Here is a 9596-nt window from a genome sequence, read left to right on the forward strand (position 1 = left end):
ATCGTATTCGATGGATTGGTCCTGTGTTTTTTTCAGCTGATCAAACAGTGTTGTCAATTGATTGTCGGTGAACAAGTGCGATTGCTGCTCTACAAAACGTTCCAGATCCTGAGCGATCTGCGTGGTCTTTGCATTAAAAACAAGATAGGTAATCGGACAGTCAATCACCTGACTGATATGATCTGACACCGCAATTCGCGCCTGCATCAGCTGGAAGCATTTTTCTCCATCGCCCTGCTCGGCGGCCAGGAGACTTGCCCCGCGAAGAAACGGCGAGACATAATGCGCCAGGTCCTGCAGATGGGGCAGAGTAATGCTCAAATTCGCGTGTCGACGCGTTGCGGGATTACCTTCATAGGGTCGATTCAACTCCCGATATTTCCCCAGATCATTCGCCAGAGGACGATAGATAAATCCGAGCTGAGGTTGCTTTGCTGCCTTCAGAAAGTATTCCAGTTCCCGGGGATGTTGATTGTAAAATTCTTTCGCTTCCGGCCAATGCTCGCTGATCGTTTCTTTCGCCGGATCATACCTCTGAAATGTTTTAAAATCCTGATTATCTTTCAGTTTTTCCAGTCCCTGTAAATAGAGGGGCCAGGCGCGTTCCTGCCGTGGAACAGCACGACTCTGTTTGTCGTGTTCCTGAAGTACATCAAATTTGAGCGTCGGTTGCGCAGCCATGAATCGAACTGCCAGTATCAGCCAGGGAATCAGTATGAGAACCAGCAGTATTCCCAGTGCCTGCCAGGCGCGGCGGCGGGCGCGCCTGTGGAAAGGACGATTACGGAGACGCGCGCGGCGGATTAATTTCGCGGTGGTTTTCGGAGAGCCGAATGACTCGATCAATGCTGCCTCGCTTTCCCCCTGCTCCATGCCATCGGCGAAGTGGGAACAGAGTTCGCGGGCGACATCCCGTTTTTCTGTCGGCCAGAGCCGGGATTGCCGCACCACATCCAGCACGACCGCCATTATTGGTTCGGGCAGACGATATTCGAGCAGTTCTCCCAGCGAATGCGTTTCGTAAACCAGGCCGCTCAAAGCAGCCGCATCACCACATTGAATGGCGATTGCTTCAGGCGTGCGGCCACCATCTAACTGCCATTGCAGGGTCTGACAGACACGGTTGAGCATCTGGCGGGCAGCGCGTGTTTTGACCCGTTCGTGAATCACAATCCGTTCGACCGTGGGCCATAAGCGGGCGGGTAACGGGACGTTTAAAATCCAGTCGGTTCTGCGGGTCGTGCGAATCAAAGCGGCGATGCTTTCCGGCTCACTCAACTGTTCGACCAGCTGTGTTGCCGCACAGCCTTCGCGCAACAGGCTACTGCAGGATTTGACCAAACGTCGCGCAACGCTCCAGCGCAGGCGTCCTTCCAGACGATCTGAGATTTTTCGGATGGCCTCAATCAGACTGTCAGGTAAGACGCTCGTATCGAGCTGTTCCAGGGGTTCTTGAGGTCCGGTAATCCGTCCGCGGAGCAGTTGAGAAACCGGCGTGTGCAGAATTTTCTTCCACTTGTTTTGAGAGGCGGTGTCTGCGTTCATGCTTCACCCCCTCTCAACCTCGGTGGCACATTCGATAAAATTCCCAGACTCTGCATCGCGGTTGCCACCGCGCGCCACTGAGCCGTATCACTGGCGAGTCGTTTTTTGCCTTTCGCGGTCAACGAATAATATTTTCGTTTGCGGCCGCTGTCGGACTCCTGCCAACTCGGTCGAATCAGTCCCTGCGACTGCAGATTGTAGAGCAAAGGATAGAGCGTCGATTGCCCCATATCGAGCACGCCCCCCGTCTGTTCGGACAGGGCTTCCACGAGTTCGTAACCGTATTTGGCGCCTTCTTCCAGAAGTTTCAATACAGCCACCGGACCGGCGCCTCGCATCAGTTCGCGTTCGACTCGCATGGTAGTTCCTTTCGACAGACTCAACCAATGGACGACTCATCTGCCTCTATACTATGCGTGACATAGTATGCCAGTCAAGGTTTATTTTGGAAGCAACAGGATAAAGCTGCCTCAGAAATAAATCCTGCCTCGGATGAAATTATGATTAAGTTTGCAGACCGACCTGTTAAAACGCAGCGTGCTCGGCTAGTTTAATAGATAAGAGATTGCTGATTGGTTATCTGCCGTCAGGCATTACATGGTACACACCAGGGAGTTTGTAGATGTCTTCTCAAGTTGTGCGTTTGGCTCACTGTATCTGGTTCTGCTTGTTGAGTGGACTCTGCTTCTCTTCGCCTGCGATCGCCGCCGACTGGCCCACCTGGCGGAATAACGCGCAGCGGACCGCGGTAACGACCGAGCAGCTTCCGAACGCGTTGCAATTACAATGGTCTCGCGAACTGGGACCGCTCAAACCGGCCTGGCCCGAAGATCCGCGGATTCAGTTTGACGCACACTATGAACCAGTGATCGCCGGGCAGACCCTGTTCGTCGGCTCCTCCCGCAACGATAGCGTGACTGCCTTTGATCTTTCCAGCGGCAAACAAAAGTGGCGCTTTCATGCGAACGGCCCGGTGCGTTTCGCACCCCTTGTTTCCGGTAAGAATGTGTACTTCTCAGCCGACGACGGTTTTTTTTACTGCCTGAATTCAGACGATGGCAGTCTGCGCTGGAAATTTCAGGCGGCTCCCAATCACCGGAAAGCCCTGGCGAACGAACGGCTGGCTTCGGTCTGGCCAATCCGAGGCGGGGCCGTCCTCTCTGATGGGAAGATTTATTTCACGTGCGGCGTCTGGCCGTTCGAAGGAACGTTTCTTTACACGCTGGATGCTGAGACCGGCGCCGCACTCAACATTCCCCAACACGAAATCAAAACGCTGACGGATATCACGCCGCAGGGTTATCTCGTCAAGAACAATCATCGGCTGTTGATTCCCTGCGGCCGTTCGGTCGCCGCCTGTCTCGATCTCAACACCGATCAATTCATCACACATAAGTATGGAAACCGGGCGACCAATTATCACGTTTCCTCCATCGGACCATACATTTTTCACGGCGGTTCGACATTCCAGATGGACGCCAAACAGGAATACGCGGTCTCCGCCCGTTATCCGGTACTGACCGACAATGTGGTTTATTTCGGCGAGGGGGGAAACATTGTCGCCTATGATCTCAAAACGCTGAAGATCGTGAAAGAAACAGACCGCCGCGGCAAGGAAGTGACTAAAACGGTACTCAACCAACTCTGGAGCCAGCCGGCACCTCAAAAACCAGAGATCCCTCAGACAGAACTGGAAGCGTGGACCAAAACGCATCCAGTGCAGCTCGATCTGAAAGCCGGCAATCGTTTGTACGGGCATCAGGCCGATACGGTTTTCGCGCTGGATCTCGCCGAAGACGGTAAAAGCGCTGCCGTCAGCTGGACTCAAACCGTCAAAGGCACGCCTGCGACGATGATCGCCGCCAACGGCGCGCTGGTGGTTGTGACGCAAGAAGGGGGTCTGTTCTGTTTCGGCAACAAGGAAACTGAGCCACAAATGTTTTCTGAAGAGAGTCGCTCACTGACGGCACAGCAAGATGACTGGACGAGCAAAACAAAAAAAATATTGCAGTCCACAAAACCAGGCAACGGGTATTGCCTCGTGCTGGGGACCGGCAGCGGGCGTCTGCTGGAAGAGTTAATCCAGCAATCCAAGTTGACACTCATCGCTGTGGAACCGGATCAAACAAAAGTCGAAGCACTGCGGGCGAAATTCGATGCCGCGGGTCTTTATGGAACGCGGGTGGTCGTGCATCAGGGGAACCCGTTGACATTCGAACTGCCGGCCTACATGGCCGAGCTGATTGTGTCGGAAGATTTGACGGCGTTCGGCGAATCACTCACCTCAAAAGGTTGGGAAACCCTCTTTAAATCGTTGAGGCCTTACGGCGGGAAAGCGTGCCTGGAACTGACGGACGTAGAATATAAGCAGTTAGCGGCGGCGGTCGCAGACAGGCAACTGCCTCGCGCCTCTCTCAAACAAGCCGAAGGTTTCACGGTGCTGTCACGCGTGGGTGCGTTGCCGGGCTCTGCGAACTGGACTCACGAGTACGGCGATGCCTCCAATACCTTAATGTCACGCGACGAACTCGTCAAAGCGCCGCTCGGCGTACTCTGGTTCGGCGGTCCCGCCAGTCACGGTGATCTGTTTTACAATCGTCACGACTGGGGTCCGAGCATGGCCGTCATTGAAGGCCGCATGTTTCTGCAGGGACCCGGAAAATTAACGGCGGTCGACGTTTACACGGGACGCATTCTCTGGATGATTCCTCTGGAAGAAACGCCGGAAGACAATCCGGGGCGTCGCGGACAAAGTTACGACGGAAAACTCGTCGGCCATCATTTTATCGCCATCGAAGACAGTATCTACCTCGTCACGAGTCAGAACACGTGTGTGCGGCTCGATCCGGCAACGGGGAAAACGCTGGCCGTCATGAAACTGCCTGACCCCGAGGACCGCTGGGGACGCATCCGTATTCATGAAGACCTACTGTTGACGTCGGCCTTTCGGATTTCAAAAAAGATCGGTGAAAAGTACGGCTTACTTCCTTTGGAACTGGTGGCGTTGAACCGTCATACCGGGAAAGTGATCTGGAGGCATCCGGCACAGATGAGTTTCCTCGTCGTCTCATTGAGTGGAGACCGGATCTATGTGTTTGATGGCGCACTGGAAAATTTTTATGGCGACTGGAAACGCCGCGGCAACATTCCCAACGCACTGGCCGAACGCTACATCAAAGCGATCGACGTCAAGACCGGCAAACTCCTCTGGGAACATCAGACTGACGTTGTGGGAACCTGGTTATCGTATAGCGACCAGAAAGATGTGATGCTCGTTACCAATCGCGACGGCATCTCGGCGTTCCGTGGAAAAGATGGTTCGGAACTCTGGAAAAAATATTCCACCGGTCAGGGATTTCGCGGACACCCCGAAACCCTGTGGGACAAGGTCATCATCTGGAACGATCGAATTCTCGATCAGCGCGGCCCCGGCATGTCGTATGATCTGGAAACTGGCGACCCGATTCTCCGCACGAACCCGATCACGGGAAAACCGATCCCCTGGGAATTCACCAAGTCGGGGCACCACTGTAACTACGCGATCGCCAGCCCGCATCTGATGACGTTCCGCGCCGACTCCGCCGGATTCTGCGACATCGACAGCACGAATACCTCCCGCCTGGAAGGCTTCCGCACCGGCTGCCGCAACAGTCTGGTTCCCGCGAACGGCGTGCTCAATTCGCCGAACATGGCGCACGGCTGCAGTTGCGGTTATTCACTGTTTACCTCTTTAGCGTTGACCCACGTGCCCGAATCGGAAGTCTGGAGTTACAGCGCACTGGCGTTGAATGCCAAGACAGATCAGGTGCAAAAACTGGGCATCAACCTGGGGGCGCCTGGCGACCGTCAGTCGGAGAACGGCACTCTCTGGCTCGACTACCCCAGTGTGGGAGGTTCCTCGCCCGTCGTTTCGATCAAGGTTGATGGCAAGGACCTGCGTTACTTCCACAAACATTCGGCATTCATCGCAGCGGGCGACCAGAAGTGGGTGGCCGCCTCGGGCGTCGAAGGTGCTTCTGCTTTGACCGTCACACTCTCACCCATTGAAACGAAAGAACGCCGCTATACGATTCGTCTGCACTTTTTAGAGCCGGACGAAACAAAACCAGGAGAGCGCGTGTTCGATGTGAGCCTGCAAGGCCAACCGGTGCTGCAGGAACTGGATGTTGTTAAAGCAGCCACGGGCTCGAACCGTGCGATTGTCCGCGAATTTAAAGGGATTCCGGCGACGACCGATTTGAACCTCGAACTGACGCCGATCAAGGGACGCACGCTGTTATCGGGCGTGGAAATCGTGGTTGAGGATTAGCGGACTGTAAGAGTTACAGGCAAATTGTACAAACCAAACCTGCTCACACGGCAGACCATTTCTCCTCATTTGTTATAGACTTCGCAATTTCACATATCTGAGATGTGGCACAGTTATTGCCAGATGGGAAACCGTTCTGAAGCAATTTTTTTAATTCAAGGAGGATTGAAGAATGGTTGTCTTACTCGCGTTCGTATTGTGTGCCACTACGTCAGAGTCTCCTCAAGTTGTTAATGCGGACTTTGAAACGGTCGATCAACGTTCCGCGACACCGAGCGGTTGGTTATTTACCTCGCTCCCCGGTCAGTCCCAACTGGTCAGCTACCAGTCTTTGCTGGAACCCCAGGTAAGCGGTTCGCGCGTGCTTGCAATCAAGGTGGCAGCCGACCATCCTCAGCAGCGGGTGGCCTACAATGCGCACCAGGACTTGCAGGGATTTCAGGCGGGAAAAATCTACCGAGTCTCTGCCCGGGTGCAGACGAGAAGTTTACAGTCACTACCCATGATGGTGGTGCAGTGCCTGGACGAATCGGGGAAGAAACCGCTGGGGTTTGCCCGTTCGGAACTGCGGAAACTGAAACAGGATCTGGATGAATGGGAAACCATTCATACCGTGATCAAGGTTCCTGTAGGGACATCCACGTTGCGATTGCGGATCGGTATTCCCGCGGAAGGCAACGCCGGCGGGACGGCGCTGATCGATGACGTGCTGGTTGCTGAAGTCCCTTGAACACGGCCTGTAATGGAACACCATTCCGAATTTGGTTTCCCGGCCTGATGTGCTTTTTCAAAACAGGCCGGGAATCACCTTGCCGGCGGTGGCGACCTGGATGATTTCGCTGGGGACGCCGCGGGTGATGCGGAGTTCACCGAGATCGAACAGGGTGTGCATGATGCTGGTGACGAGGTCTTTGCGTTCGATGGGTTCGGTCTGCGGTTCGCTGGCGTGGCGTGTGGACTGACCGATGACCTGGCCCATGTTTAAGCCGCCCCCTGTCAGCATCAGCGGCGACAAATTGCCCCAGTGATCGCGGCCGCCGCGACTGTTCAATTTCGGCGTGCGGCCCATTTCTCCCGAACAGACCAGCAGAATATCATCACTGAGCCCGCGGTCTCGCACATCTTCCATAAAGGCAGAGACGGCATGATCGAACGGGACACCCATGTAGTCCATGCCTTCCGCAACGCCGGCGTTATTTTTGTCCGCGTGCATGTCCCATACAAAGTTCGTGGTGATCGTCACAAAACCGCAACCGGCTTCGCAGAGACGACGGGCCATCAACAACAGCTTGCCCAGCGACTGCGCGTTGTCGATATATCGTTTATAGTTGCTCCAGCGCGTGTCGATCTGCTCCGGTTTGACGAGGGCTGCGGTATCGTAACGCGCAACCACCCTGGGATCTTCTTTCGATAAATCAAAGGCTTCGGAAACGCCGCCCAGAATCACATCAAAGGCCTGCTGCTGCAGATGCGAACTCGCGGCGAACGTTTCGCTTTTGTCAGCCGCCCAGCGGGCGCGATCGAGGTTTGAGAGTAACAGCCGGCGATCATCGAGGCGATTCTGAGGAATCGACAGCGTCATGTTCGACTGCATATCGCCGCCGGCACCGGGGACAAACGGTGCGTAAGCACTGCCCATTAAACCGTGCGAATCGAATTTACCGAACTTCGTGATGGCGGGCATCATCTTGTCATCGATGGCCTGCGGAAACAGAACCGCGTTGGTCGGCATGCCGTTCTCAGGATGATTGGCGCCAACGACGCGCGAGTAAAGCGCACCGAGATTTGCATCGAGCGTGTCTTTGTGAACTATCGGTTTGATATCGTGGCGGCTGTCCCCCGTACGATAGGAACGCACGACGGACATGCGATCGGCGAGTGACGCCAGTTTTTGAAAGGTGCCACCAAAGGTCACGCCGGGAATTCTGGTCGCGACTTCGCCGGTGACACTGCGGATGCCGGCAGGCGCGTTCATTTTGGGATCGAAGGTTTCAATCTGACTCGGCCCGCCATGCATGAACAGGAAGATGACCGATTTGTTTTTCAGCAGCGTTCCCGATCCAGCGGCGTGTGCTTTTGCCGACAGTAAGCCGGGCAGCGTCAGCCCGCCTAACGCCAGACCACCTACGCGGAGGAATTCGCGTCGACCGTGTAAACCGTTGTGTTCGTAGAAAGAAAGCATGATTTTACCTGAGCCAATGGAAATCGTCTGCTCTGAATATCGTCCAATATATCAACATTCGTTTATGTTATCCAGCCAAATTTCGAGATTGAGCAAAATCTGCAAAAGCAAAGCAAATCAGGCGTTTTCATTCCCTGAAGAGTGTGGTTATGATGAAAAGCTGCAATTTTTGTTGATGATTCGTAGATTCATTGAAAGGTACTTCTGATGAGATGGCTGCTGATGCTCCTGGTTCTCTGGACGACTGGTTCGCTGGTCCAGGCGGCACAAAAGCCGAATATCCTGTTTATCGCCATCGATGATCAGAACGACTGGATCGGCTGTCTGAAAGGGCACCCGCAAATCAAAACGCCTTATATCGATAAGGTGGCGGCGCGGGGCACCCTGTTCTCTAACGCGCATTGTCAGTCCCCTTTGTGCAATCCTTCGCGGACCAGCCTGATGACGGGGCTGCGCCCTTCGACGACCGGTATCTACGGCCTGGCTCCCTGGTTCCGCACGGTCGACCGCTTTAAAGATCTGGTCACGCTGCCTCAATATCTGGAACAGCATGGCTATAAAACATTGAGCACCGGCAAAATTTATCATGGCGGTTACGGGCGGCAGAAAGATGAAAAGGAATTTAACGTACTCGGCCCGCCGGCCGGTGTGGGCGCCAAGCCGCCAAAGAAACTGGTGGAAACACCGAACCCGCACCCGCTCGTTGACTGGGGCACTTTTCCGCACAAGGATGAAGACAAAGGCGACTGGAACGTCGCGAGTTGGGCCGTCGAGGAGTTGAATAAAAAACCGCAGGAACCATTTTTTCTTTCAGTCGGTTTTTTCCTGCCGCATGTTCCCTGTTATGCGACACAAAAATGGTTTGATCTCTATCCCGAAGAGACCCTGCAACTGCCTCCCTTTCTGGCAACCGATCGAGATGATACGCCCCGCTATTCCTGGTACCTGCATTGGAAACTGCCCGAGCCGCGCTTGAAATTTCTACAGGAAGCGAACCAGTGGAAAAATCTGGTGCGCTCTTATCTGGCGTGTACCAGTTTTGTCGACAGCCAGGTCGGTCGTGTGACGGAAGCGCTGGAAAAAAATAATCTAGCCGAGAATACGATCATCGTGATCTGGTCGGATCATGGCTGGCATCTGGGGGAAAAACTGATCACCGGGAAAAACACATTATGGGAACGTTCTACGCGCGTGCCTCTGATTTTTGCCGGACCGGGAATCACTGAAGGCGCGGTCTGCAGCAAACCCGCCGAACTGCTGGACATTTACCCTACGCTGCTGGAGCTGTGTGACCTGCCTCCCAAGCCGGATCTGGAAGGACACTCGCTGGTCCCGCAATTAAAAGACGCCAACACGCCCCGCAAGTGGCCCGCGATTACCTCGCATAATCGGAATAACACAGCCGTCCGTACCGAGAACTATCGTTATATCCATTATGCGGACGGCTCGGAAGAATTTTATGACATGAAACAGGATCCGGCGGAATGGAATAATCTCAGCAGTAATCCTGATTTTGCAAAGCTGATCGAAGAACACCGCGCGTGGCTGCCAACCATTAAC

At 54.4% G+C, this 9596-nt stretch carries 6 protein-coding genes; 3 read left to right on the top strand and 3 right to left on the bottom strand.

What is annotated here, in order from left to right; all coding sequences use genetic code 11:
* The coding region (locus Q0294_RS21900) for a hypothetical protein (RefSeq protein WP_299469704.1) at nucleotides 1–1545 on the bottom strand (1545 nt) is incomplete at its 3' end.
* Entirely contained in the window at nucleotides 1542–1904 is a 363-nt protein-coding gene (locus Q0294_RS21905; protein WP_299469706.1) for a helix-turn-helix transcriptional regulator, read from the bottom strand. The genes Q0294_RS21905 and Q0294_RS21900, both read right to left, overlap by 4 nt.
* Nucleotides 1905–2167: 263 nt before the next feature.
* On the opposite strand from Q0294_RS21905, the gene Q0294_RS21910 reads away from it, so the two are divergent.
* Together Q0294_RS21910 and Q0294_RS21915 are read left to right on the top strand one after the other, a co-directional pair.
* Nucleotides 2168–5854, top strand: a complete 3687-nt coding sequence (locus Q0294_RS21910; protein WP_299469708.1) for a PQQ-binding-like beta-propeller repeat protein — start codon at nucleotides 2168–2170, stop codon at nucleotides 5852–5854.
* A gap of 172 nt (nucleotides 5855–6026) precedes the next feature.
* Complete coding sequence (locus Q0294_RS21915) at nucleotides 6027–6584, top strand: hypothetical protein (RefSeq protein ID WP_299469710.1); 558 nt, start codon at nucleotides 6027–6029, stop codon at nucleotides 6582–6584.
* A gap of 57 nt (nucleotides 6585–6641) precedes the next feature.
* Here Q0294_RS21915 and Q0294_RS21920 read toward each other — a convergent pair whose 3' ends face one another.
* Complete coding sequence (locus Q0294_RS21920; protein WP_299469712.1) at nucleotides 6642–8036, bottom strand: DUF1501 domain-containing protein; 1395 nt, start codon at nucleotides 8034–8036, stop codon at nucleotides 6642–6644.
* A gap of 207 nt (nucleotides 8037–8243) precedes the next feature.
* On the opposite strand from Q0294_RS21920, the gene Q0294_RS21925 reads away from it, so the two are divergent.
* The coding region (locus tag Q0294_RS21925) for a sulfatase (protein WP_299469714.1) at nucleotides 8244–9596 on the top strand (1353 nt) is incomplete at its 3' end.

The sequence above is a fragment of the uncultured Gimesia sp. genome (genome assembly GCF_937919775.1).
GTDB lineage: Bacteria > Planctomycetota > Planctomycetia > Planctomycetales > Planctomycetaceae > Gimesia.